Annotated in this window: 20 protein-coding genes; 17 read left to right on the top strand and 3 right to left on the bottom strand. The window is 71.0% G+C overall.

Annotated elements, in window-relative coordinates:
* Positions 1-46: 46 nt before the first annotated feature.
* The 3 genes from pdxS (at position 47) to B4N89_RS03750 (ending at position 2,524) form a co-directional block, all read left to right on the top strand.
* Positions 47-991: a pyridoxal 5'-phosphate synthase lyase subunit PdxS gene (gene pdxS, locus B4N89_RS03760; protein WP_078974445.1), complete on the top strand. Its 945-nt coding sequence runs from the start codon at positions 47-49 to the stop codon at positions 989-991.
* 90 nt (positions 992-1,081) lie between these two features.
* Entirely contained in the window at positions 1,082-1,693 is a 612-nt protein-coding gene (gene pdxT, locus B4N89_RS03755; RefSeq protein ID WP_078974444.1) for a pyridoxal 5'-phosphate synthase glutaminase subunit PdxT, read from the top strand.
* A 75-nt stretch (positions 1,694-1,768) separates the two neighbouring features.
* Positions 1,769-2,524 (top strand): YebC/PmpR family DNA-binding transcriptional regulator, encoded by a 756-nt coding sequence (locus tag B4N89_RS03750; RefSeq protein ID WP_078974443.1) that lies wholly within the window; start codon positions 1,769-1,771, stop codon positions 2,522-2,524.
* A 76-nt stretch (positions 2,525-2,600) separates the two neighbouring features.
* On the opposite strand, the gene B4N89_RS03745 is transcribed toward B4N89_RS03750, so the two are convergent.
* Entirely contained in the window at positions 2,601-3,902 is a 1,302-nt protein-coding gene (locus tag B4N89_RS03745; protein WP_107504156.1) for a mannosyltransferase family protein, read from the bottom strand.
* A 341-nt stretch (positions 3,903-4,243) separates the two neighbouring features.
* Here B4N89_RS03745 and ruvC point away from each other — a divergent pair, with 341 nt between their 5' ends.
* The 8 genes from ruvC (at position 4,244) to B4N89_RS03705 (ending at position 13,763) form a co-directional block, all read left to right on the top strand.
* Positions 4,244-4,792, top strand: coding sequence for a crossover junction endodeoxyribonuclease RuvC (ruvC, locus tag B4N89_RS03740; RefSeq protein WP_078974441.1), 549 nt, complete (start codon positions 4,244-4,246; stop codon positions 4,790-4,792).
* 55 nt (positions 4,793-4,847) lie between these two features.
* The gene (gene ruvA, locus B4N89_RS03735; protein ID WP_078974440.1) at positions 4,848-5,447 is read left to right on the top strand and encodes a Holliday junction branch migration protein RuvA; all 600 of its coding nucleotides are present in this window, start codon (positions 4,848-4,850) and stop codon (positions 5,445-5,447) included.
* Positions 5,448-5,556: 109 nt separating this feature from the next.
* The gene (ruvB, locus tag B4N89_RS03730) at positions 5,557-6,645 is read left to right on the top strand and encodes a Holliday junction branch migration DNA helicase RuvB (RefSeq protein ID WP_078974439.1); all 1,089 of its coding nucleotides are present in this window, start codon (positions 5,557-5,559) and stop codon (positions 6,643-6,645) included.
* A 150-nt stretch (positions 6,646-6,795) separates the two neighbouring features.
* Positions 6,796-7,260 carry a preprotein translocase subunit YajC gene (gene yajC, locus B4N89_RS03725; RefSeq protein WP_161500609.1) on the top strand — a complete coding sequence of 155 codons (465 nt, stop codon included), beginning with the start codon at positions 6,796-6,798 and terminating at the stop codon, positions 7,258-7,260.
* Between the two features lie 172 nt (positions 7,261-7,432).
* The gene (gene secD / locus B4N89_RS03720) at positions 7,433-9,199 is read left to right on the top strand and encodes a protein translocase subunit SecD (RefSeq protein WP_078974437.1); all 1,767 of its coding nucleotides are present in this window, start codon (positions 7,433-7,435) and stop codon (positions 9,197-9,199) included.
* Positions 9,199-10,362: a protein translocase subunit SecF gene (gene secF / locus B4N89_RS03715; protein WP_078974436.1), complete on the top strand. Its 1,164-nt coding sequence runs from the start codon at positions 9,199-9,201 to the stop codon at positions 10,360-10,362. Before secD ends, secF begins: the two co-directional genes overlap by 1 nt.
* Complete coding sequence (locus tag B4N89_RS03710) at positions 10,362-10,910, top strand: adenine phosphoribosyltransferase (RefSeq protein ID WP_078974435.1); 549 nt, start codon at positions 10,362-10,364, stop codon at positions 10,908-10,910. The genes secF and B4N89_RS03710 overlap by 1 nt, the downstream gene beginning before the upstream one ends.
* Before the next feature lie 153 nt (positions 10,911-11,063).
* Complete coding sequence (locus tag B4N89_RS03705) at positions 11,064-13,763, top strand: RelA/SpoT family protein (RefSeq protein ID WP_078974434.1); 2,700 nt, start codon at positions 11,064-11,066, stop codon at positions 13,761-13,763.
* Between the two features lie 1,162 nt (positions 13,764-14,925).
* On the opposite strand, the gene B4N89_RS03700 is transcribed toward B4N89_RS03705, so the two are convergent.
* On the bottom strand, positions 14,926-16,155 hold the full coding sequence (locus B4N89_RS03700) for a DUF349 domain-containing protein (RefSeq protein ID WP_078974433.1): 1,230 nt from the start codon (positions 16,153-16,155) through the stop codon (positions 14,926-14,928).
* Between the two features lie 106 nt (positions 16,156-16,261).
* Complete coding sequence (locus B4N89_RS03695) at positions 16,262-17,104, bottom strand: peptidylprolyl isomerase (protein WP_078974432.1); 843 nt, start codon at positions 17,102-17,104, stop codon at positions 16,262-16,264.
* A 315-nt stretch (positions 17,105-17,419) separates the two neighbouring features.
* On the opposite strand from B4N89_RS03695, the gene B4N89_RS03690 reads away from it, so the two are divergent.
* The 6 genes from B4N89_RS03690 (at position 17,420) to B4N89_RS03665 (ending at position 23,310) form a co-directional block, all read left to right on the top strand.
* Positions 17,420-18,115, top strand: a complete 696-nt coding sequence (locus B4N89_RS03690; RefSeq protein WP_078979091.1) for an MBL fold metallo-hydrolase — start codon at positions 17,420-17,422, stop codon at positions 18,113-18,115.
* 14 nt (positions 18,116-18,129) lie between these two features.
* The gene (gene hisS, locus B4N89_RS03685) at positions 18,130-19,389 is read left to right on the top strand and encodes a histidine--tRNA ligase (RefSeq protein WP_078974431.1); all 1,260 of its coding nucleotides are present in this window, start codon (positions 18,130-18,132) and stop codon (positions 19,387-19,389) included.
* Complete coding sequence (gene aspS / locus B4N89_RS03680; protein ID WP_078974430.1) at positions 19,386-21,185, top strand: aspartate--tRNA ligase; 1,800 nt, start codon at positions 19,386-19,388, stop codon at positions 21,183-21,185. Before hisS ends, aspS begins: the two co-directional genes overlap by 4 nt.
* Before the next feature lie 207 nt (positions 21,186-21,392).
* Entirely contained in the window at positions 21,393-21,881 is a 489-nt protein-coding gene (locus tag B4N89_RS03675) for a hypothetical protein (RefSeq protein WP_143657818.1), read from the top strand.
* Positions 21,878-22,390: a hypothetical protein gene (locus B4N89_RS03670; protein WP_078974428.1), complete on the top strand. Its 513-nt coding sequence runs from the start codon at positions 21,878-21,880 to the stop codon at positions 22,388-22,390. The genes B4N89_RS03675 and B4N89_RS03670 overlap by 4 nt, the downstream gene beginning before the upstream one ends.
* Before the next feature lie 104 nt (positions 22,391-22,494).
* Positions 22,495-23,310, top strand: a complete 816-nt coding sequence (locus B4N89_RS03665; RefSeq protein ID WP_078974427.1) for a vWA domain-containing protein — start codon at positions 22,495-22,497, stop codon at positions 23,308-23,310.
* The last annotated feature ends 2,285 nt before the right edge of the window (positions 23,311-25,595 follow it).

Genomic DNA, 25,595 nt, shown 5'->3' with positions numbered 1-25,595 from the left:
TAATTCGCCGGGGTGGCATGACATTAGGATCCACATCACCCGTACGATGGAGCCAACCGTCGTCGATCGCATCTGTGTGAGGTCATCCGTGTCCACCACCCCCGCAACCCCCCAGACCGGCACCGACCTGGTCAAGCGCGGCATGGCCGAGCAGCTCAAGGGCGGCGTGATCATGGACGTCGTCAACGCCGAGCAGGCGAAGATCGCCGAGGACGCGGGCGCGGTCGCCGTCATGGCGCTCGAGCGCGTGCCGGCCGACATCCGCAAGGACGGCGGCGTCGCGCGCATGTCCGACCCCGACATGATCGACGGCATCATCGGCGCCGTGTCCATCCCCGTGATGGCCAAGGCCCGCATCGGCCACTTCGCCGAGGCCCAGGTGCTCCAGTCGCTCGGCGTCGACTACATCGACGAGTCCGAGGTGCTCACCCCGGCCGACGAGTCGAACCACATCAACAAGTGGCGCTTCACCACCCCCTTCGTGTGCGGCGCGACCAACCTCGGCGAGGCGCTGCGCCGGATCACCGAGGGCGCGGCGATGATCCGCTCCAAGGGCGAGGCCGGCACCGGCAACGTGGTCGAGGCCACCCGCCACATGCGCACCATCCTCAAGGACATCAAGGCGCTCTCGGTCCTGGACGAGGACGAGCTGTTCGTCGCCGCGAAGAACCTCCAGGCGCCGTACGCGCTGGTCAAGGAGGTCGCCGAGGCCGGCAAGCTGCCGGTGGTGCTGTTCACCGCGGGCGGCATCGCCACCCCCGCCGACGCGTCGATGATGATGCAGCTCGGCGCCGAGGGCGTGTTCGTCGGCTCCGGCATCTTCAAGTCGGGCGACCCGGCCAAGCGCGCCAAGGCGATCGTGGACGCCACCCTGCACTTCGACGACCCGGACGTGATCGCCAAGGTCTCGCGCGGTCTGGGCGAGGCGATGGTCGGCATCAACATCGACACCCTCCCCGCCGAGCAGCGCTACGCCGGCCGCGGCTGGTAGTCCCGCCGCACTTCGCACATGCCGTGGGCCGGGCCCGAACGCGATCCGCGTTCGGGCCCGGCCCGGTACCTACGACCGGACGAGGTTGACGTGTCCACCACTCCCATCATCGGTGTCCTCGCACTCCAGGGCGACGTGCGCGAACACGCCATCGCGCTGGCCGAACTCGACGCGATCGCCCGCCCGGTGCGCAAGGTCGAGGAGTTCGCCGACCTCGACGCGCTGGTCATACCCGGTGGCGAGTCGACCACGATGTCCAAGCTCGCGGTCTCCTTCGGCCTGTTCCCGGCGCTGCGCGCGCGAGTCGCCGAGGGCATGCCGGTCTACGGCTCGTGCGCGGGCATGATCATGCTCGCGGACAAGATCCTGGACGGCCGCGAGGACCAGGAGACGGTCGGCGGAATCGACATGATCGTGCGGCGCAACGCGTTCGGGCGCCAGAACGACTCGTTCGAGGCCGACGTCCCGTTCGCCGGCCTCGAGGGCGACGACCCCATCCACGGCGTGTTCATCCGGGCCCCGTGGGTCGAGTCGGTCGGCGCCGAGGTCGAGGTGCTGGCCCGGCTGAGCGCCGAGCCGTACGCCGACCGGATCGTGGCGGTTCGCCAGGGCAACCTGCTCGCCACGTCCTTCCACCCGGAGCTCACCCCCGACCGGCGCGTGCACGCCTACTTCGTGGACATGGTCCGTGCCACGCTCTGAGTCCGCGCGCCGGTAGGATCTTCCAGCCTGTACAGGTCCGTGCAGCGCACCCGCGACCCGAAGGAGTAGAGGCGGATGTCCGGCCACTCGAAGTGGGCGACCACCAAGCACAAAAAGGCCGTCATCGACGCCAGGCGCGGAAAGCTCTTCGCCAAGCTGATCAAGAACGTCGAGGTGGCGGCTCGCACCGGCGGCGGTGACGTCGCCGGCAACCCGACGCTCTACGACGCCATCCAAAAGGCCAAGAAGTCCTCGGTCCCGAACGACAACATCGACCGCGCGGTCAAGCGCGGCTCCGGTGCGGAGGCCGGCGGCGCCGATTACCAGTCGATCACGTACGAGGGGTACGGACCGAACGGTGTCGCGGTGCTGATCGAGTGCCTCACCGACAACCGCAACCGCGCGGCGTCCGACGTGCGCGTCGCGATGACGCGCAACGGCGGCTCGATGGCCGACCCGGGGTCGGTGTCGTACATGTTCACCCGCAAGGGCGTGGTGATCGTGCCGAAGAACGACCTGAGCGAGGACGACGTCCTGGGCGCGGTGCTGGACGCCGGCGCCGAGGAGGTCAACGACCTGGGCGAGACGTACGAGGTGGTCAGCGAGGCGACCGACATGGTCGCCGTGCGCACCGCGCTCGTCGACGCCGGGATCGACTACGACTCGGCCGACGCCAACTTCCTGCCCAGCGTCACGGTCGAGCTGGACGAGGACGGCGCGCGCAAGATCTTCCGGCTGATCGAGGCCCTGGAGGACAGCGACGACGTCCAGGAGGTCTGGGCGAACTTCGACGTTCCGGACGACGTCATGGAGAGCCTGAACGCCGAGTAGGTCGGACTCTTCCGAACGTGCGTGGGGCCGACGGCGGTTGCCGTCGGCCCCACGCACGTTCGGGTGCGACTCGCGGCTACGGGTTGGTGTTTATCACGTACAGCAGAAAGCCCACGTACCACCCGGAGAACGCCGCCCCCGCGACCAGGATCGAGATCACCACCCCGCGCGGCCACTTGACCATCAGCCGGGCCAGCGGCAGCAGGATGGTGAACGCCGGCAGCATGAAGCGCGGCTTGGAGTGGAAGAACCAGCCGTTGCTCGTGGTCAGCGCGAGGAACATCACCACGGCGCCGTAGACGTGCACCGACAGCGGGATCCGGCGGTCGCGGAACGACCAGATCATCAGCGCCACCGACAGGATGATCACGAACGTGCAGACCACGTAGATCGGTCGGCCCAGGTGGGTGAGGTACTTGTTCATCCACTGGACGGTGCTTATGCCCGCGTCGAACCGCAGGTTGAAGGCCTTGTCCTGGATCCACATCCACCCGTCGGGGCGTCCGGCCAGCCAGCCCACCCACGCGATGAAGCCCACGCACGCCAGCGGCGAGATCAGTGTGGCCACCACCGGGCGCCGCGCCTCCGGGGCCAGCAGGCCCACCCGCGTGCCGTCCTCCCGCCGCCGCAGCACGACCGCGAGGGCCGTCACCCCCAGCGCCGCGACCAGCGCGAACGCGGTGTTGCGGGTCAGCCCCGCGAACAGGCACAACACGCAGGCCAGGGTCCACTGCCGGCGCACCACCGCCAGCAGACCCCACGAGGCGAACGCCACGAACAGCGCCTCGGAGTAGACCATGGTGAGCACCATCGAACCCGGCGCCACCCCCCAGAGCAGCGCGAACAGGGTGGCCACCCGGTGGCTGCCGGTCAGTTCGCGCCCGAGCGCGTACAACCCCCACGCGGCCACCACGCCGGCGATCAGGGTGACCACCATGCCGGCGTTGAGCGCGGACAGTCCGGTCAGGTCGCAGACCAGGCGGACCGCCCAGGGGTAGCCGGGGAAGAACTCGACGTTGGTCCAGTACGGCTTGCCGGTCGGGGAGACCGGGATCTTGTCCACGTAGCCGAAGTCGGCGATGTCGCGAAACCACACGCCGTCCCAGGAGCCGAGCATCGACCAGAACGGCTTGCCCGTCGCCAGCGCCATCAGGGCGAGCACCACGAGGTTGACCGCGCGCGCGATCAGATACCCGAACACCGCCGTGCGGGCCGGACGGAAGGACACCCGCGCGCGACCGAGCACCTCGGTGGCGCCGCGCCGCACCCGCTCGGCGAGGCCGTCCGCGAACACGGTGTCGGGGGCCGCCGGCATCCTGGTCGCACCCTTCTCGGCGGCCGGCGGGGTCACGGCGACCGGCATGGACGGCGACGGCATGAAAACCTTCCGGGCGGCGAGCGGGGAGCAGTCTGCAAGCGACCCTAGCGCTGCCCGTGCGGGCTCCCCGGCGACGACCGGGCCGCTTGGGGAACGATCGTCACAGGGCTGTCATCGGGGCGTTATCGACCGGGGCAAGCCTACGTGTCGCTCGAACGAGTGATCACGGAGTGGCGATACCGAGGGGATCAGCGCGGCTGCACTAGGGTTTCCCCGGGCGAACACGTGTTCGTATCGGGTGTCGGTCGCCGCAGCGCGACGGGCAACGACACGGCGACGACGCGCGAACCACACGGGAACGGCGCGAATCCGACGCGAGGACGACACGAGAGGGGCGCGGCATGCGGGTCTTGGGGGTCGACCCCGGTCTGACCCGATGCGGCGTGGGGGTCGTCGACGGCGCGGTGGGCAAACCGCTGCGGATGATCGAGGCCGGCGTCGTGCGCACACCCGCCGACGCCACGATCGACGCCCGACTCCTCGGTATCGAGCAGGGCATCGAGGAGTGGCTGGAGCGGCACCGCCCGGACTGCGTCGCGGTCGAGCGGGTGTTCAGCCAGCACAACGTGAGCACCGTGATGGGCACCGCGCAGGCCTCCGCCGTGGCCATCGTGTGCGCCGCGCGGCGCGGATTGCCGGTCACGCTGCACACGCCCAGCGAGGTCAAGGCCGCGGTGACCGGCAGCGGGCGCGCCGACAAGGCCCAGATCGGCGCCATGGTCACGCGTATCCTGCGCCTGGACGGTCCGCCGAAACCGGCCGACGCCGCCGACGCGGTGGCGTTGGCGATCTGCCACATCTGGCGCGGCGGCGCCTCCGACCGGCTCGCGGCGGCGGTCGCCGCGGCCCGCACCCCGGCCGGCCGACTCCCGCGCGGCACCCGCCGCTGACCGGGGCCGCCCCGGCCACACCGCCCCACCTCACCAACCACGCAGGAGCACTCGGGTGATCGCGTTCGTCTCCGGAACGGTGGCCGGCATCGGCCCCGACACCGCCGTCGTCGAGGTCGGCGGGGTCGGCCTGGCCGTGCAGTGCACGCCCACCACGCTCGCCGGCCTGCGGGTCGGCACACCGGCCCGGCTGGCCACGTCGCTGGTGGTCCGGGAGGACTCGCTCACCCTGTTCGGCTTCGCCGACGACGACGAGAAGCGCACGTTCGAGGTCTTGCAGACCGCCAACGGGGTGGGCCCGAAACTGGCCCTCGCGATGATCGCCGTGTACAGCCCCGACGCGCTGCGCGCCGCGGTCGCCGCCAAGGACGCCAAGGCGCTCACCGCCGTGCCCGGGATCGGCCCCAAGGGCGCGCAGAAGCTGCTCCTGGACCTGAAGGACAAGCTCGGCGCGCCCACCGGCGCGGCCGGCGTCGCCGGCCCGGTGAGCGCGGGCTGGCGCGACCAGCTGCACGCGGCCCTGGTCGGCCTGGGCTACGCCGGCCGCGAGGCGGAGGAGGCGGTCGACGCGGTCGCCCCCGAGGCGGACGGCGCCGCCACCCCCGACATCGGCGCACTGCTCAAATCGGCCCTGCGCGGCTTGAACCGCCGATGAACCCCTCCCGGCGAGCCGGCGACGACGCGGCACGCGCGGTGCCGGGGATGTCGCCGGCGTCGGGCAGGATGAACGCAGGCCGTACGACCACGACCCTGGGCGGAACACGATGACGCAGGACGGCGAACGCCTGGTGACCGCCGAGGCGGACGGCGAGGAGCAGGCCGTCGAGGCCGCGCTGCGCCCGAAGAACCTGGACGAGTTCATCGGCCAGGAGCGGGTGCGCGAGCAGTTGTCCCTGGTGCTGACCGCGGCGCTCGGCCGCGGCGCGACCGCGGACCACGTACTGCTGTCCGGCCCGCCCGGACTCGGCAAGACCACGCTGTCGATGATCATCGCGGCCGAGATGGGCGTACCGATCCGGATCACCTCGGGCCCGGCCATCCAGCACGCCGGCGACCTGGCCGCGATCCTGTCCTCGCTGTCCGAGGGCGAAGTGCTGTTCCTCGACGAGATCCACCGCATGTCGCGGCCCGCCGAAGAGATGTTGTACATGGCGATGGAGGACTTCCGGGTCGACATCATCGTCGGCAAGGGGCCCGGGGCCACCGCCATCCCGCTGGACCTGCCGCCGTTCACCCTTGTGGGCGCGACCACCCGGGCCGGGCTGCTGCCGCCGCCGCTGCGCGACCGGTTCGGTTTCACCGGACACATGGACTTCTACGCGCCCGCCGAACTCGAACGGGTGCTGAATCGTTCGGCGAGATTGCTCGACGTCGAGTTGTCCGCCGAGGGCGGTGCGGAGATCGCCGGCCGCTCGCGGGGCACGCCGCGGATCGCCAACCGGCTCCTGCGCCGCGTCCGCGACTACGCGCAGGTGCGGGCGAACGGCAAGGTCGACCGGGACATCGCGGCCCGCGCGCTCGACGTCTACGAGGTGGACGCGCTGGGCCTGGACCGGCTGGACCGGGCCGTACTCCAGGCCCTGACCGCGCTGTTCGGCGGCGGTCCGGTGGGCCTGTCCACGCTGGCCGTGGCGGTGGGCGAGGAGACCGAGACGGTCGAGGAGGTCGCCGAACCGTTCCTGGTCCGCAGCGGTTTCCTGGCCCGCACACCCCGCGGCCGGGTGGCCACCGCCAAGGCGTGGGCGCATCTGGGACTGAACCCCCCACAGGGTGCGCTGCCCGATCGGCAGGGTGCGCAACAGAGCGTGTTGTTCGACAACGGCGCCGTGACCGGTAAGGATGCAACCGAGTGAGGCCGCTGCGTGTCGGGAACGCACGCGGCCGGTAGTCGTTGTTCCTGTAGTAAGTACCCGTCTAGACTCCGCCGAGGCTGCCGCGCCGTGGCCGGCCGAGTGTCACCGTCCGGGCCGCCGCGCGGCCTTGGGAAGGAATCGTTTCAAGCCGTGGACCCGCTTACCCTCCTCCTGCCAGTAATCATCGTCGTGGTGTTCTACTTCCTGATCATCAAGCCCGGGAAGGCACGCCAGCGACAGGCCATGGAAACGCAGAACTCGCTGGTTCCGGGGGCCGAGGTCCGTACGATCGCGGGTCTGTACGCGACGGTCACCGAGGTCGAGGACGATTCCGTCATCCTTGAGGTGGCCCCCGACGTGCACTGCCGCTTCGTGAAGAGCGCCATCGCGGCGGTCCTGTCCTCCGGCGACGAGCCCGAGGACGACGAGACCGACGACGAGCACGACGACGCCGCCGAGACCGGCGACGACGCCGTGCGTCTGGACAAGAAGCCCGAGGCCGGCGAGGACGCCGACGCCGAGGACGGCAAGACCGTGGACGTGACCAAGGCCGAGGGCGCGACCAAGGCGTCCGAGACCGGCGACCGGCTGCGCAAGGACGACAAGCAGGACTAGCTCGGCTCGTGTGGATGCGGTGGCCCTCGGGCCACCGCAGCGCAATACAGTCATGTGACCGGGGGTGACACCCCGGATACGAGAGCGCCCGACCATCCGTCGGGCGCCGTGCCGTGCCGGCGACCGTGGGGCAATCCCGACGCGGCGGCATCGAGAGGGAGATTGGGCGAAGGTGGCAGCACCGAAATCGAGTTCCCGAGGGCACCCGGGACGGGTCCTTGCCTTCATCGGGGTCGTGATCGTGGCGTTGTACGCGATCATGTTCTCGACCGGGGACAAGACCCCACGTCTGGGCATCGACCTCGCGGGCGGCACGAGTGTCACGCTCACCGCAAAGGCCGACCAGGGCCGTAACGGCGCGGTCAACAAGAGGAACATGCAGACCGCGGTGGAGATCATCCGCCAGCGCGTCAACGCGTTCGGTGTGTCCGAGGCGGAGGTGCAGACCGAGGGCGACAAGAACATCGTCATCAGCATCCCCAAGGGCAAGAACGAGAAGGAGACGGCGGAGCAGGTCGGACAGACCGCGAAGCTGTTCTTCCGTCCCGTGCTCGAGGCGGCGCCGGTCGCTCCCCAGGGCGGGACCAAGCTGCCGCTGACCCCGCCGTCGACGCCGCCCGCGAGCGCGCCGCCCGCGGCCGGCACCCCGTCCGCGAGCGCGCCGCCGGCGACCGAGTCGAACAAGCCGCAGGGCCGGGTGATCCCGAACCTGAAGGACGCGTCCGGTGCCCCGACGCCGCCGCCGACGACTCCGCCCGCCACTCCGCCCGCGACGCCTCCGACGAGCACCCCGCCGGCCGGCGCCGACGCGAACGGCATCACGCCCGAGCTGCGCGCGAAGTTCGCCGACCTGGACTGCAACCGCCCGGAGAACCGGGGCCTGGGGGCGGAGCCCATCCCGGAGGACAAGCCCACCGTGGCGTGCAGCCGCACCCAGGGCGAGAACGCCGAGAAGTACATCCTGGGCCCGGTGCTGATCCCCGGCACCGACGTGTCCTCCTCGAAGGCGCAGCTGCCGCAGAACGGCACCGTCGGCGGCTGGGAAGTCGAGCTGAAGTTCAGCGACTCCGGCACCAACAAGTTCACCAAGATCACCGGTGACCTGGCGCAGGGCAAGTACCCGACCAACCGCTTCGCGATCGACCTGGACGGTGTGGTCGTCTCCGCGCCGTCGGTCAAGTCGGAGATCCCCGGCGGCAGCGCGGTGATCTCGGGCGACTTCACCCGCAGCTCGGCGAACGACCTGTCGAACGTGCTCAAGTACGGCGCGCTCCCGCTGTCCTTCACCAAGAGCGACGTGACCACGGTGTCCGCCTCGCTCGGTGGCGACCAGCTCCGGGGCGGTCTGATCGCGGGTGCGATCGGCATCGTCCTGGTCATCCTGTACTCGCTGTTCTACTACCGCGGCCTCGGCCTGGTGAGCATCGCGAGTCTGGTGGTCTCGGCGGCCCTGACCTACGCCATCATGTGTCTGCTCGGCCGAAGCATCGGCTTCGCGCTCAACCTGCCGGCGGTGTGCGGCGCGATCGCCGCGATCGGTATCACGGTGGACTCGTTCATCGTGTACTTCGAACGCATCCGGGACGAGATCCGTGAGGGTCGCACGTTGCGACCCGCCGTGGAGAAGGCGTGGCCGCGCGCCCGGCGCACCATCCTGGTGTCCGACGCGGTGTCGTTCCTGGCCGCCGCGGTGCTCTACATCGTCTCGGTCGGCAAGGTCCAGGGCTTCGCGTTCACCCTCGGCCTGACCACGCTGCTCGACGTCGTGGTGGTGTTCCTGTTCACCAAGCCGCTCATGACGATGCTCGCCCGGCGCAGGTTCTTCGCGGACGGCCACAAGTGGTCCGGCCTCGATCCCGTCGCGCTCGGTGCCAATCAGCGCCAGTCGTATCGCGGTCGCCGCCCCCGCGGGCGCGCGGCCGGCGTGAAGGAGGCGTGATGAGTCGCTTCTCCGACCTCAAGAACATCGGCGTCCGGCTGCACCACGGCGACGTCTCGTTCGACTTCGTCGGTCGCAAGAAGATCTGGTACTCGATCTCGGCGCTGATCCTGGTGCTGGCGGTCGGCGGCCTGCTCGGCCGCGGGCTGCACGAGGGCATCGAGTTCAAGGGCGGATCGGTCTACACGATCCAGAACACCTCGGCCTCGCAGAACGACGCCCGCAAGGCCGTCGAGCCGTTCACCGACGGCACCGAGGCCATAGTGCAAAAGGTCGGCGGCGACGGTCTGCGGATCCAGCTCGCCGAGTCCGACGCGGACAAGACCAAGCAGATCGCGGCGGCCATCGCCAAGGATCTGAAGGTCGCGCCGGACAAGGTCAACACGCAGGTGGTCGGTCCCAGCTGGGGCAAGGAGATCTCCAAGAAGGCCCTCCAGGGCCTGGTGATCTTCATGATCCTGGTGGTGATCTACCTCACCTTCGCCTTCGAGTGGCGCATGGCCGTGGCGGCGCTGGTCGCCCTGCTCCACGACATCGTGATCACCATCGGCGTGTACGCGCTGGTGGGCTTCGAGGTGACGCCGGGCACGGTGATCGGTCTGCTGACGATTCTCGGTTACTCCCTCTACGACACGGTCGTGGTATTCGACACGGTCAAGGAAAACGCCAAGAACATCACCAAGCAGACCAAGCGCACCTACAGCGAAGCGGCCAACGCGGGTCTGAACCAGACCCTGGTGCGCTCGATCAACACCACCGTGGTCGCCCTGCTCCCGGTCGCCTCGCTGCTGTTCGTCGGTGGCGGGCTGCTGGGCGCGGGCATGCTCAAGGACATCGCGCTGTCGCTGTTCGTGGGCCTGGCCGCCGGTGCGTTCTCCTCGATCTTCATCGCCACGCCGATCCTGGCCGACCTCAAGGAGCGGTCGCCGGAGATGCGGCTGCTCGCGAAGAAGGTGGCCCAGCGTCGGGCGTCCGAGGCGAAGGCGGCCAAGGCCGCCGAAGCCGCGGGCATCCCCGCGGACCAGGCCGAGGGTCACCCGGACGTGGACGAGGAGACCGAGGCGGACGAGGACGAGACCGTACCCGCGCAGGGCGGCGCGCCCCGCGCCGGCGCCGCGCGCGGCCGGGCGCGCACCCGTCCCGGCGGCAAGAGGAAGCGCTGATGGCCACCGACCCCGACGAGCTGCGCAAACTGCTCGACAGTCGGATCCGGGACGTGCCGGACTGGCCCAAGCCGGGCGTGGTGTTCAAGGACATCTCGCCGCTGCTCGCCGACCCGGTCGCCTTCGCGGCCCTGGTCGACGCGCTGGCCGAGCGCTGCGCCGGCCGGGTGGACAAGGTGGTGGGGATCGAGGCCCGCGGCTTCATCCTCGCCGCCCCGGTCGCCCTGCGGGCCCGGGCCGGATTCGTGCCGGTGCGCAAGGCGGGCAAGCTGCCGTGCGCCACCTACGCGCAGTCCTACGAGCTGGAATACGGCTCGGCCACCCTCGAGGTGCACCAGGACGCGTTCGCGGCCGGCGACCGGGTGCTCGTGATCGACGACGTGCTCGCCACCGGCGGGACCGTCGAGGCCACGATCGACCTGATCCGGCGGGCCGGAGCCGAGGTGGTCGGGGTCGAGGTCCTGCTCGAACTCGGCTTCCTGGACGGCCGGGCCCGGCTCGCGCCGGTGCTGCCGGACGGCGCGCTGGAGTCGTTCATCGTCGTGTGACACGCCGCCCGCGGCCGGTGCTCGGAGGCCGGAGGCGCCCCAGGTGGGGAGCCTCCGGCCTCCGCCGTTTCGGCGGCCGCCGAACCGGATGGCCGAGTGTCGACGGCGCGGGTCAGTACGATGGAATTTCCGTCATCTGTGGGAGGAGTTCCCTTGCCGGACGAGGTCGCGCCCGTCGCGTCGTCCTCGGGGGATGCCGTCGAACACGCGGCTCCCTCGGACGACGCCACACGTGCCACACCGGGGCCTGCGGGCCATCCGCCGGTGAGCGCCGGAGGAGCCGAGGAGGCTCCCGCCCGGGCCCGCGCCGACGCGCACGCCGAACCGCCGCAGGAGCGCCCCGCGGCATCGGCCGAGCCGCCCGCGAGCGGGCCCGGCGCGGCCGACACCCGCGGTCCCGCGTCCGAGGAGAGCGCCGACGGCCCCCGCGGCAGCGACGGTCACAGCGGCCCCGCGGCCGGCGCCGCCGGACCCGAGGCGCGCGGGCCGCGACCGGTCGCCAAGGCGGCGCCGAGCGCGGCCGGCGCCTCGCGCACCGGCGAGCGCTCGCGCTCGTTGCGGGTGGACGGACCCAGCCGGGTCCGCGCCCGCCTGGCCCGCCTCGGCGTACAGCGCAACAGCGTCTACAACCCCGTCCTGGAACCGCTGCTTCGGGTGGTGCGGGTCAACGACCCGAAGGCCGACCTGCGCCAGATCGAGCGGGCCTACACCACCGCCGAGCGCTGGCACCGCGGCCAGCGGCGCAAGAGCGGCGACCCGTACATCACCCATCCGCTCGCGGTCGCCACCATCCTGGCCGAACTCGGCATGGACCCGCCGACGCTGATGGCCGGCCTCCTGCACGACACCGTCGAGGACACCGACTACGGCCTCGACGCGCTGCGCCGCGACTTCGGCGACACCGTCGCGATGCTCGTGGACGGCGTAACCAAGCTGGACAAGGTCAAGTTCGGCGAGGCGGCGCAGGCCGAGACCGTGCGCAAGATGGTCATCGCGATGGCCAAGGACCCGCGCGTCCTGGTGATCAAGCTCGCCGACCGGCTGCACAACATGCGCACCATGCGCTACCTCAAGCGGGAGAAGCAGGAGCGCAAGGCCCGCGAGACGCTGGAGATCTACGCCCCGCTGGCGCACCGCCTGGGCATGAACACGATCAAGTGGGAGCTGGAGGACCTGGCCTTCGCCATCCTCTACCCCAAGATGTACGACGAGATCGTGCGCCTGGTCGCCGAGCGCGCGCCCAAGCGGGACGAATACCTGGCGCTGGTCACCGACCAGGTGCAGGGCGACCTGCGCTCGGCGCGGATCAAGGCGACCGTGACCGGGCGGCCGAAGCACTACTACTCGGTCTACCAGAAGATGATCGTGCGCGGCCGCGAGTTCACCGAGATCTACGACCTGGTGGGCATCCGGGTCCTGGTCGACTCGGTCCGCGACTGCTACGCGGCGCTCGGCACGATCCACGCGCGCTGGAACCCCGTGCCCGGGCGGTTCAAGGACTACATCGCGATGCCCAAGTTCAACATGTACCAGTCGTTGCACACGACGGTGATCGGGCCCGAGGGCAAGCCCGTCGAACTGCAGATCCGCACCTTCGACATGCACCGCCGCGCGGAGTACGGCATCGCCGCGCACTGGAAGTACAAGGCCGAGGCGGTCGGCGCCAAGGGCGCCGCGAAGACCGACACCAAGTCCGCGCGCAAGGGCGAGGACCCGGCCAACGACATGGCGTGGCTGCGCCAACTCCTGGACTGGCAGCGGGAGACCGAGGATCCGGGCGAGTTCCTGGAGTCGCTGCGCTTCGACCTCTCCAGCCAGGAGGTCTTCGTCTTCACGCCCAAGGGCGACGTGATAGCGCTGCCGGCCGGCTCGACCCCGGTCGACTTCGCCTACGCGGTGCACACCGAGGTGGGGCACCGCACCATCGGCGCCCGGGTGAACGGCCGGCTGGTGCCGTTGGAGAGCCGGTTGGACAACGGCGACCTGGTGGAGGTGTTCACCTCCAAGAGCGAGACCGCGGCGCCCAGCCACGACTGGCTCGGCTTCGTGAAGTCGCCCCGGGCGCGCAACAAGATCCGCCAGTGGTTCTCCAAGGAGCGCCGCGAGGAGGCGATCGAGCAGGGCAAGGAGGGCCTGACCCGGGCCATGCGCAAGCAGGGCCTGCCCCTGCAACGGCTGATGTCGGGCGGCGGGGACACGCTGGTGACGCTGGCGCACGAGTTGCGCTACCCCGACATCTCCTCGCTGTACGCGGCGATCGGCGAGGGGCACGTCTCGGCGCAGACCATCGTGCAGCGCCTGGTCGAGTCGCTGGGCGGCGAGGAGGGCGCGACCGAGGACCTGGCGGAGGCGACCCGGCCGACCACCACCCGGCGCCGGCCGCGCTCGACCGGCAATCCGGGCGTGGTGGTCAAGGGTGTCGACGACATCTGGGTCAAGCTGTCCCGCTGCTGCACACCGGTGCCCGGTGATCCGATCATCGGATTCGTCACCCGGGGCAACGGTGTCTCGGTGCACCGCCAGGACTGCGGCAACGTGGAGTCGTTGTCCCGGCAGTCGGAGCGCATCGTCGACGTCGAGTGGGCGCCGACCGCGTCCTCGGTGTTCCTGGTGGCGATAGAGGTGCAGGCCCTCGATCGGTCCCGGTTGTTGTCCGACATCACGCGCGTGTTGTCGGACCAGCACGTGAACATCCTGTCCGCGTCGGTGGCCACCACGCGCGACCGGGTCGCGGTGAGCCGGTTCACCTTCGAGATGGGCGATCCGAAGCACCTGGGGCACGTGCTCAAGGCGGTGCGCGGGGTCGAGGGCGTGTTCGACGCGTACCGGGTGACCAGCGGGCGGCAGCAGTAGCCCGTCGCGGGGCGAGAGGCGGCGTCGGGAGGGTTTTCCGGCGCCGCTCGGCCATTGCGTCCGGGGGAGCGGGGCGGGGTGCTGTGGGCCGCTCTCGGGGCTTCTGCGATGACCGCGGGGCGGTCGGGGAGCCGTCGGTCGTGATCGTGCGGGATGCGGGCGGGAGCGCGGAGGGCACGGCCGCGCGCGCCGGGACTGCCGGACCGAGATCGCCGGCCACGAGGTGTGCGGGGTGATGCGCGTGGCCGAACAGCCCGGCACACGCCGACCGGTAGGCCGAAACTGCAAAGGGGAACCGGCGATCGCATCATCGGCTCGGCGGCTGCGGCGGGTGCACGTGCGGTGGGGCGTCGTGCCCTGGCCGCGGGGCGGAGTGGCGGCCTGGCCCTCGCGTTCGCGTGCCGGATGTTGGCGGCTGCGGCTGGGGAGGTGTGCGGCGGGCGTACGTGCGGTGGGGCGTCGTGCACTGGCTGCGTGACCGGGTGGCGGCCTGGACCTGGTGTCCGCATGCCGGATGTTGGCGGGTGCGGCTGGGGTGGTGTGCGGCGGGCGTACGTGCCGCGAGGCGTCCTACCCGGCTGCGTGATCGAGTGGCCGCCTGGCCCCGGCGTTCGCGCGCCCGATGTGTTGGCGGGCGCGGCTGGGGTGGTGTGCGGTGGGTGGGCGTGCGGTGGGGCGTCGTGCCCTGGCTGTGGGGCCGGGGGGTGGCCTGGACCTGGTGTTCGCATGCCGGATGTGTTGGCGGGTGCGGCGGGGGCGGGTGGACGTGGGGTGAGGTGTCGTGCCTCTGCCGCGAGATCGAGGGGTAGTTCGGCCTCGGCGCATGTACGTCGGGTGCGTGGGTTTGATAACGGGCCGATAGAGCCACGGGCGGACCCGGACCGGCTGGTCGCCGGTCCGGGTCCGCCCGTGGTGGGTATGCGTTACCGCGTTCTGCGGTGGCTGGGCCTGCGCAAACGGTCCGCGCGCACGATCGGCCGCAGGTCGCACGAGCGAGGCGCGTCACCGTTTTCGGAGCCGCCGCCGTTCGTGTGGCCGACCGCCTCGGGCAGTGCCCGTGCCACTCGAATCGCGGGGCCCGCTCGGTCCGTGCGAGTCGCTCCGCCTGCTCGACCCCACGATGTGCGCGGCCTGCCGAATCCGCGCGCCCCGCCGAGCGTGCTCAGCCGGAGAACTCCTCCAGCGCCTTGTTCGCCTCGGCCAGCCACTCCGCACGGGCCGCGATCGACTCCTCGGCCTCGCGCAGCTTGCGCTCGTTGCCCGCCGCGCGGGCCTTCTCCGCCTGCTGGGTGAGCTTGTCGATCGACGCCTGGATCTGATCCACCGCCGCCTGCGCGCGAGCCCGGGCCTCCGGGTTCGTACGCTTCCACAACTCCTCCTCGGCCTCGCGGATCGCCCGCTCGACCGTCTGGAGCCGGGCCTCCATCCTCGGCCGGGCGTCACGCGGGACGTGGCCGATGGCCTCCCAGCGGTCGTTGATCGAGCGCAGCGCCGCCCGGGCCGCCTTGACGTCCGTCACCGGGAGGATCGCCTCGGCCTCGACGAGCAGCACCTCCTTCGCGGCCTGGTTCTCCCGCTGCTCGGAGTCGCGCTCGGCGAACACCTCGCTGCGCGCCGCGAAGAAGACGTCCTGCGCGGCCCGGAAGCGCTGCCACAGCTCTTCCTCGACGTCGCGCTGGGCCCGGCCGGCGGCCTTCCAGTCGTTCATCAGGTCGCGGTACCGCGCCGCGGTGTCGGTCCACTCGGTGGACGTGGACAGCGCCTCGGCCGCCTCGACCAGCTTCTCCTTGACCCGCTTGGCGCTGTCGCGCTGTCCGTCCAGCTCCGCGAAGTGCGCCTTGCGGCGCTTGGCGAAGTTGGACCGGGCCTGGGAGAATCGGTGCCACAGTTCGTCGTCGGCCTTGCGGTCCAGGCGCGGCACGGCCTTCCAGGCGTCCACCAGCGCGCGCAGCCGCTCGCCGGCCGGTCGCCAGTCCGTGCTCTGGCCCAGTTGCTCGGCCTCGGCGACGATCCGCTCCTTGGCGCCCTGCGCCTCCTCCTGCGCCTTCGCGCGGGTGGCCTTGCGCTCCTCACGCTTGGAATCCACCACGGTCACCAGCGCGTCCAGGCGCTTGACCAGCGATTCCAGATCGCCGACCGCGTTCGCGTCGACGATGCTCGCGCGCAGGCGCTCGATCGCGTGGTGGGCGTCCTTGGGCGCGAGGTCGGTGGTCCGTACCCGCCGCGCGAGCAACTCCACCTCGACGGCGAGTCCCTCGTACTTGCGCCGGAAGTAGGCCAGGGCCTCGTCCGGGGAACCCGCCTGCCACGAACCGACGGAGCGTTCACCGTCCGCCGTCTTGACAAAGACGTTTCCCTGCTCGTCCACGCGGCCCCACGGGTCGCTGCTCACAGCGGCCTCCTTCGATGCTGAATGCGGCGCACTCTACACAGGACCCCCCGGGCGCGGGCCGGGCCGTGCCCGGGGAGTCGCGGTGGAACACGCGTGCGGTCGGTTGCTACTTGGCCACGGTCACGCTGTCGAGGACCACGTTCTCGTGCGGCGCGCCGTCGCTGCTGCCGTCCTCGGTGCCCGCGGCGGCGATCTTCTGCAGGACGTCCATCCCGCCCGTGACCTTGCCGAACGGGGTGTAGTTCGGCGGCAGTTTGCTGTCCCCGGTGACCAGGAAGAACTGGCTGCCGTTGGTGCCGGGACCGGAGTTCGCCATCGCCACCGTGCCCGCGGGGTAGGCCGCGGTGCCGTCCGCGCCGGCGGTGCCCAGGTTCTCGTCGACGAACTTGTACCCCGGACCACCCGTGCCGGTGCCGGTCGGGTCGCCGCACTGGAGCACCGCCAGGCCGCCCGTGGTCAGCCGGTGGCACTTGGTGTGGTCGAAGAACTTCTTGCCCGCCAGGAACGCGAACGAGTTCACCGTGTGCGGTGCCTTGGCCGCGTCCAGGGCGACCTTGACCTCGCCGCAGGTGGTCTTGAGCGTCATCGTGTACGCGCCGGCGGTGTCGATCGACATCGCGGGCTCCGCGGGGAACTGCTCCTTCGTCGGATCACCCGGCGCCGGCGCCGCACACGTCTTCGGCTTGGCGGCGGGCGGCGGCGTCTGCGGCGCGGAGGGCTGCGTGCTCGGCGGGGTGTCCGCCGCGTTCGTCTTCTTGTCGTCCTTGTCGTCGTCACTCGTCGCCACCGCGAGCCACGCCCCGCCACCCGCCACCACGACCACCGCCGCGACCGCGGCGACGATCTGATTGCGTCGGCGCCGACGTGCGTGCGCGGTCCCGCGTCGCTCCTGCTGGCGCTCGAACTTCTCGCGCGCGAGCTGTCGCTGGCGCTGCTGTTTGGTGACCACCGCGTGCTCTCCTGGATTCGAATGGTTCGAACGGACTCGATGTGGATGGGACTCGACCCGGACGGACGTGCGACCGAGCCTGCGCCGGACGACGGCTTCCGGCACCGTGACGGGATCCGTGTACCGCTCCCGACCTGCGGTGATCCCACACGTGCGGAACCGGCCGCAGCTCGCGCACAGTCTAGGCACGCACCCCCGGAACCGGTTCGCGATCCGCCCCCGCGCGCCGGTAGTCTCGTATCCGATTCCCACGTCCGCCGCATACTTCCGTGCTTGCCCCCGTCGCCGGAAGACCCCGAGACCGAGAGGACGAACGTGATCGTCGCCGGGTTCCCCGCAGGGTCCTTCCAGACCAACTGTTACGTGGTCGCTCCGGGCGCCGGCGAGGAGTGCGTGATCGTCGACCCCGGGCAGGACGCGTTCGACGGCGTACAGGACATCGTCCGCGAGCACGGGCTGCGCCCGGTGGCGGTGGTGTTGACCCACGGGCACATCGATCACATGTTCTCGGTGGTGCCGGTGTGCGCCGAGCACAAGGTGCCCGCGTGGATCCACCCCGACGACCGCGATCTGCTCTCCGACCCGGCCAAGGGCCTGTCGCTGGGCGTGGGACAGCAGTTGTTCGGCGGGCTGACCTTCACCGAACCCGAGGACGTGCGCCTGCTCACCGACGGCGCCGTGCTCGAACTCGCGGGCCTCGAGCTGACGGTCCATCATGCGCCCGGCCATACACAGGGGTCGGTGGCCTTCGGCACCCAGGGAAGCGCGGACATCCCGCCCATCCTGTATTCGGGTGACCTGCTGTTCGCCGGCTCCATCGGACGCACCGACCTGCCCGGCGGCGATCACGCGCAGATGTTGCGCTCGTTGTCCCGGGTGTGTCTGCCCCTGCCGGACGAGACCGTCGTCCTGTCCGGCCACGGCCCCCAGACGACGATCGGCCGCGAGCGCGCGAGCAATCCGTATCTGCAAGAGCTGACGCCGCCCGCGGGACCGCACCGAGGAATGTGACGGATTTTCATACCGTGAGTACCTTCAACGCCCCCAAGGGCACCTTCGACATGCTCCCGCCGTACTCGGAGACGTTCAACCGGATCCGCATCCAGTTCGGCCTGGAACTGCGCGACGCGGGTTTCCAGTACATCGAGACCCCCACCTTCGAGGAGACCGGCCTCTTCCTGCGCGGCGTCGGCGAGTCCACCGACATCGTGACCAAGGAGATGTACACCTTCGAGGACCGCGGCGGCCGTTCGCTGACGCTGCGCCCCGAGGGCACCGCGGCGGTGATGCGCTCGGTGCTCCAGCACAATCTGTACGCGGGCCGACTGCCCGTGAAGTTGTGGTACTTCGGCTCGTACTACCGCTACGAGCGCCCGCAGGCCGGCCGTACCCGGCAGTTCACCCAGGTCGGCGCCGAGGCGATCGGCAGCGACGACCCGCTGGTCGACGTCGAGATGATCGCGCTGGCCACCGAGGGCTTCCAAAAGCTCGGCCTGCGCGACTTCCGGCTGCTGCTCAACTCGCTCGGCTGCCGCGAGTGCCGCCCCGTCTACCGGGCCAAGCTGCAGGAGTTCCTGCGCGCGCTCGACCTGGACGCGGAGACGCACGCGCGGATCGAGATCAACCCGCTGCGCGTGCTCGACGACAAGCGGCCCGAGGTGCAGGCGCTGATCGCCGACGCCCCGCTGATCACCGACCACCTGTGCGAGGCCTGCGCCGAACACCACACGTTCGTGCGCGGCATGCTCGACGAGTTGGAGATCGCGTACGAGGACACCCCCCGGCTGGTCCGGGGCCTCGACTACTACAACCGCACCACGTTCGAGTTCGTGCACGACGGCCTCGGCGCGCAGTCGGCGATCGGCGGCGGCGGGCGCTACGACGGCCTGTCCGAGGACCTCGGCGGCCCCGACCTGCCCTCGGTGGGCTGGGCGCTGGGCATCGGTCGCACGATGCTCGCGATGGAGGCCGAGGGCCAGACCGTGGAGACCCCCGCCGACTGCGACGTCTACGGCGTGGCGATCGGCGACGCGGCCCGCCGCGCGGTCTTCGCCATGATCACCCAGCTGCGGATCGAGGACATCCCCGCCGACATGGCGTTCGGCGGGAAGAAGCTCAAGGGCGCCATGAAGGCCGCGTCGCAATCCGGCGCCCGCTACGCCATCGTCGTCGGCGATCGTGACCTCACCGAGGGCGTCGCCCAGATCAAGGACCTGTCGAACGGGGACCAGACCCCGGTTCCGCTCGACCGGGTCGTCACCGTCTTGAAGGAGAAGCTTCAGTGATCCGCACCCATGACGCCGGGACGCTCCGCGCCGAGCACGCCGGCCACACCGTGACGCTCGCCGGCTGGGTGGCCCGGCGGCGCGATCACGGCGGCGTGGCGTTCGTGGACCTGCGCGACGCCTCGGGCACCGTGCAGGTGGTCTTCCGCGACCTGGAGACGGTGCACAACCTGCGCTCCGAGTTCTGCGTACGGGTCACCGGCGACGTGCGGGTGCGTCCCGACGGCAACGAGAACACCGAGATCCCCACCGGGGCGGTCGAGGTCGTCGTGGACGACTTCGAGATCCTGTCGGAGGCGGCGCCGCTGCCGTTCCCGATCGAGGAGTACACCCCGGGCACGGTCAACGAGGAGGTGCGGCTCAAGCACCGCTACCTCGACCTGCGGCGCGCGTCGATGGCGCGCAACCTGCGGCTGCGCTCGAAGGTCACCCGGGTGATCCGCGAGGTGATGGAGGACCACGACTTCCTCGACATCGAGACGCCGTACCTGACCCGGTCCACCCCCGAGGGCGCCCGCGACTTCCTGGTGCCGGTGCGGTTGCAGCCGGGTTCGTGGTACGCGCTGCCGCAGTCGCCGCAGTTGTTCAAGCAGCTGTTGATGGTGGCCGGGATGGAGCGCTACTACCAGATCGCGCGCTGTTTCCGGGACGAGGACTTCCGGGCCGACCGGCAGCCGGAGTTCACCCAGCTGGACGTCGAGATGTCGTTCTGCGACGCCGAGGACATCCTCGCGCTGACCGAGAAGCTGATCGCGCGGGTGTGGCGCGAGGTGCACAGCGTGGAGATCGCGCTGCCGCTGCCCCGGCTGCCCTACGCCGAGGCGATGGCGCGCTACGGCTCGGACAAGCCGGACACCCGCTTCGGGTGCGAACTGGTGGACCTGACGGCCTACTTCGAGGGCACCTCCTTCCGGGTGTTCCAGGCCGAGTTCATCGGTGCGGTGGTGATGCCGGGCGGTGCCGCGCAGACCCGCAAGGAGTTGGACGGCTGGCAGGACTGGGCCAAGGCGCGCGGGGCGCGCGGGCTCGCCTATGTGCTGGTCGACGCGGAGACCGGCGAACTGCGCGGCCCGGTGGCCAAGAACCTGTCCGAGGAGCACCTGGCCGGGCTGGTCGAGGCGACCGGCGCGAGCAGGGGAGACTGCATCTTCTTCGCGGCCGGGCGGCGCACGGCGCAGCTCGAACTGCTCGGCGCGGCGCGGTTGGAGATCGCCCGGCGCGGGTCGCTGATCGACGAGTCGAAGTGGAACTTCCTCTGGGTCGTCGACTTCCCGATGTTCGAGCCGATCGAGGACGCGGCCGGCAACCACCAGGGTTGGCACGCGATCCACCACCCCTTCACGGCGCCGACGGCGGAGTGGCTGGACGGGTTCGACAAGAACCCGGGCGAGGCGCTGTCGAACGCGTACGACATCGTGCTCAACGGCACCGAGATCGGCGGTGGTTCGATCCGTATCCACCGTCGGGACGTGCAGGAGCGCGCGTTCGCGGCGATCGGGATGTCGGAGGAGGAGGCGCAGTCGCAGTTCGGGTTCCTGCTGGACGCGTTCGCGTATGGGCCGCCGCCGCATGGTGGGATCGCGTTGGGGTTGGACCGGCTGGTGGCGTTGTTGGGCGGGGCGGAGTCGATTCGGGATGTGATCGCGTTCCCGAAGACGGCTTCCGGTGGGGACCCGTTGACCGGGGCGCCGTCGCCGATCACGGTGCAGCAGCGGCGGGAGGCGGGGATCGACGCGAAGCCGAAGTCGGGCCCGGGTGAGGGTGCGGCCAAGGCCGAGGAGGCCGGGAAGGCGTAACCGCCTGTCGGTGGATGTCGTGGGGCGGTCGGGCCAAGGGCTCGGCCGCCCTTCGGCGTTGGGGCCGGGTGGGTTCTGGCGGGACGGGGCGGGAGCGTGTGGAGGCGGGGGGCGGGCGTAGGAAAACCGGGGGTGGGCGTAAGAAAGTCCGGGGGGCGGGCGTAGGAAAAACGCTTCTGCACAGGGGAGGAGCGAGCGCGGGCGTCGGTGCCTACCTTGGAAGTCGAGCCGGTCGCGGGGATCGGTTCGGACTACCTCGGGGAGGACGACATGGCGGTGGACTTGACCAAGCGGCGGGCGCCGGCGGAGTACGTGACGCGGTCGACCGTGCTGGGGCGCGGCTGGACGCAGGGCGCCATCGGTCGCTTCCTGACCGAGCCCGACGGGACGATGGCCAACATGCGATATCGCGGCTCGCCACCGGTGCGGTTGTACGCGATGGCGCGCGTGCAGGCGATCGAGGGCACGCGGGAGTGGCAGGAGTGGTTCTACGCGTCGCGGCGGCGGCGCGCGGCGGCGCTGGAGCGGGCGGCGAGCGGCGGGGCCGGTGATGGTGCAACAGGCGGAGGTGGTGCGCCCGTTGCCGTCGGGACAGGTGCCGGGGCCGAGGCGGGGGTTCGGGGCGGCTCGCATGTCGGAGGCGGGCGGGATGCTGGAGCGGGTCGAGGTCGGGGCTCGAATCGGGAGGTCGCATGAGCCACACCGTGCATATCAATCCGCTGCGGTGGTTCACCGACGGCGAGGGTGGCCTGGAGTTCGTCGAGTCGTTCGGTACGCCGGTGCCGGCCGATCTCCTGGAGGAGGCGCGGGCCGCGTCGTATCCGCAAGTCGGCGATGTGTTGGGGGTGTTGCGGGGCGAAGGGTTGTCGGCGCGCTGCTGGTTCAGTCTGTGGGTCGACGGCGCCGAGGTGGCCGATCCGCTTCCGGAGCGGCCCGGGGGTGGTGACGGCGATCATCTGGGCGGTCTCGCGCTGGCGGTCGCGGGTGAGCGCAAGCGGATCGGCGCCGACGAGCCGGCGTCCGGGCTGACCTGTCGGGCTCCGGGGGAGGGCGCGGTGGAGCGGGCGGTGGTCGCGCTGGCCGAGGCGTTCGGGCCGCAGGTGATGTGGGCCGGGGATGTCGGCGAGGTGGTGGTGGTGCCGCCGGGGTGGACCGCCGACCGGGTTCGGCGCCGGCGGGCGGGGTGCGACATGGCCGATTCGTGAGGGATCTGCCCCTGTTCGTGGGGTGGGGCATCTGGGAGCGTAGGCGCGGGAAGCCCCCGGGAGGGGGCGGCCACCCGACTCGTTCGACTGCTGGGAGCCTCGCCATGCCCTTCTCGCTGTTCGGTCGCAAGAAGTCGAAGCCCGCACCGTCCCCGGCGGATCCGCCCACGGTCGGCGCGACACCCTCGGCCACCGTGCGCAGCGGCAGCGGCTCGGCGGTCAGCCTCGACAAGATCGAGCGTTCCGCGCCCGGTCTGGTCAGCCTCTACAAGGCGGCCGGGGTCAGCCTGGAGAAGAACAGGCTGGCCGGCGTGCGGGCGGCGGTCTACCTGGTGCTCGACCGCTCGGGCAGCATGGCGCCGTTCTACAAGAACGGCAGCGTCCAGGCGCTCGCCGACCGGGTGTTGGCCGCAGCCGCGCACTTCGACGACGACGGCACGGTTCCGGTGATCTTCTTCGACACGAAGGCATACGCGGCCGAGGAGATCTCGCTGGACAACTACGGCGGCCGCATCGCCGCGCTGCACAAGAAGCTCGGCCACATGGGCACCACCGACTACGTGTCCGCGATGGAGGCGGTGATCGCGCACTACCGCTCGTGCGGCGCGACCGACCCGGCCTTCGTGATCTTCCAGACCGACGGGGCGCCGAACAACGCCAAGGCCGCAGAGAAGACCCTGTGCAAGGCGGCCGAACTGCCCATCTTCTGGCAGTTCATCGGCTTCGGACGAGACGAATTCCGCTTCCTGCACCGCCTCGACGACCTGCCCGCACCGAAGTTCCGCGTGGTCGACAACGCAGGCTTCTTCGAAGCAGGCGCCGACCCCCGCCGCATGCCCGACGCGACCCTGTACGACAACCTGATGAACGAATTCCCCGAATGGCTCCAAACAGCCAAATCAGCCGGCGTCCTGAACTGACCCAGGCAGCCACGGACGGCCCCCCGGCCCCAACAGCGGACCGGGCCGGGTCGGGCCGGCGTCGGCTACGGTTGCGGGCCGGCCGGCCCGGCCCGGGGGTTGCCCGGGCCGGTGGTGGGCTGCGGCCGGCGTTCAAGGTCCGAGCGCGGTGTTGGTCAGCGAAACCCCGCCGGCAGCGGCGGGCAGGAGGGCGCTCGTGTCGAGTTCGCCGGGGAGCCTCCCGGCTGGGTCGGGCGTTCTCGGCGGGCGTTGCGCTTCGGGTTGCGCGTGGCTGGTGTGGCTCCGTCCGGCACACGGGATGGGCCGCCGCCGGCGTTCGGGGCCCGGGGATTCGGGGCTCCCGGTGAGGCGGCCGCGTTGGTCGGCGAAAATCGGCCGTCAGCGGGAGGTCGGGAGGATGCTCGGGTCGGGTCTGCCGGTGGGCCTTTCCGGGTGGGTCGAGTGCCCCCGGCCCGCGTTGCCCTTCGGCCGACGGGTGTGCCGGCCCGGGGTCTGTCCGAGTCGATGGCGGGCCGCCGCCGGCGTTCGTGGCCCCGAGAGTTCGGGCTCCCGGCGACGCGGAGGCGTTGCTCGGCGAAAAAGCTGCCGGCAGCGGCGAGCCGGGAGGAGACTCGGGCCGAGTCTGCCGGGCTGCGTTCCCGAGCGGGCCGGGTGCTTTCGGTGTTCGTTGCACCTTCGCTGGCGGGTGGTCGGTGCGCGGTTTGTCCGATTCGGTGCGTTCGGGGCTCCGAGACCCGGGCTTTCGACGAGACGCGCGCATCGGTCGGCAGCGGGAGGCCGGGAGGGTGCTCGGGTCGGGTCTGCCGGTGGGCCTTTCCGGGTGGGGCGAGTGCCCCCGGCCCGCGTTGCCCTTCGGCCGACGGGTGTGCCGGCCCGGGGTCTGTCCGAGTCGATGGCGGGCCGCCGCCGGCGTTCGTGGCCCCGAGAGTTCGGGCTCCCGGCGACGCGGAGGCGTTGCTCGGCGAAAAAGCTGCCGGCAGCGGCGAGCCGGGAGGAGACTCGGGCCGAGTCTGCCGGGCTGCGTTCCCGAGCGGGCCGGGTGCTCTCGGCGCGCGTTGCGTCTTTGGCTGCGGGTGGCCGGTGCGGGGTTTGTCCGAGTCGGTGGTGGGCCGCCGCCGGCGTTCGGGGCTTCGAGCCCCGGGGTTCCCGACGAGACGGGTGTGTTGGTCGGCGAAAACCGGCTGGCAGCGGGGGGCAGGGAGGGGGCTCGGGTCGAGTTCGCCGGGGAGACTTTCCGAGTGGGCCAGGTGTTCCCGGCGCGCGTTGCGTCTTTGGCTGCGGGTGGCCGGTGCGGGGTTTGTCCGAGTCGGTGGTGGGCCGCCGCCGGCGTTCGGGGCTTCGAGCCCCGGGGTTCCCGACGAGACGGGTGTGTTGGTCGGCGAAAACCGGCTGGCAGCGGGGGGCAGGGAGGGCGGTCGGGGCGGGTCCTCCGAGGAGCCTTGCTGGGTGGGTCGGGGCGCTTCGGGGGCGTTTGGAGGGGAGTTGGGGTCGGAATCGGATCGCGATCGGCCGTAATGGGCTTCGAGTTTCGGTGACCTGCGGTTTTGTGGGATCGGGGTGGAAAGTCGGGCGCCGAGTGCCGGTTTCGTGCGCTTCGACCCCCTCAACGCCGGAGTGGAGACCGAAACCGCGCCATTGGGCCGGCTCCGGGTGCTGCGGCCCCAGGGAAGGCCGTCGAGGAGACCGAAAGTGCCCGGTGAGAGCCGAAACCGGATTCCAAAGGCATCTTAAACAGCCGTCGCCCGCGATGACCTGCGGTTTTCTCTCACGTCGAGGTTCCGACGTCCCACGCGATCCGGGTTCGTGAACCTTCGTCACTCACATGCCACCGCCCGCCGAAAACACCCGACCCACTCGGGAGGTTCCTCGGAGGACTCGACCCGATCACCCACCCTGCCCCCGTTGCCAGCCGGTTTTCGGCGAGCAATGCGGCCGTCTCGTCGGGGCCCGAGGTCTTGGGGCCCCGAGCGCCGGCGGCGGCCCATCATCGACTCGGACCAACCCCGGACCTGCCACCCGCCAGCGAAGGGCAACGGGCGCTGAAAGCACTCGGTTTGCTCGGGAAGGTTGCCCGGAGGACTCGACCCGAGTGCCCTCCCCGCCCCCCGTTGTCGGCCGGTTTTCGGCGAGCAACGTGCGCGTCTCGTCGGGAGCCTCGGGTCTTGGAGTCCCGAGCGCCGGCGGCGGTCCATCATCGACTCGGACAGACCCCGCACCGGCCACCCACAGGCGAAGGTGCAACGGGTGCCGAGGGCACCCGGCCCCACGCGGGGACGTAAGCCCGG

The organism is Embleya scabrispora (genome assembly GCF_002024165.1).
GTDB classification, from domain to species: domain Bacteria; phylum Actinomycetota; class Actinomycetes; order Streptomycetales; family Streptomycetaceae; genus Embleya; species Embleya scabrispora_A.
Note: the sequence above shows the minus strand (reverse complement) of the source record. Positions and strands in the feature narration are given on the sequence as shown.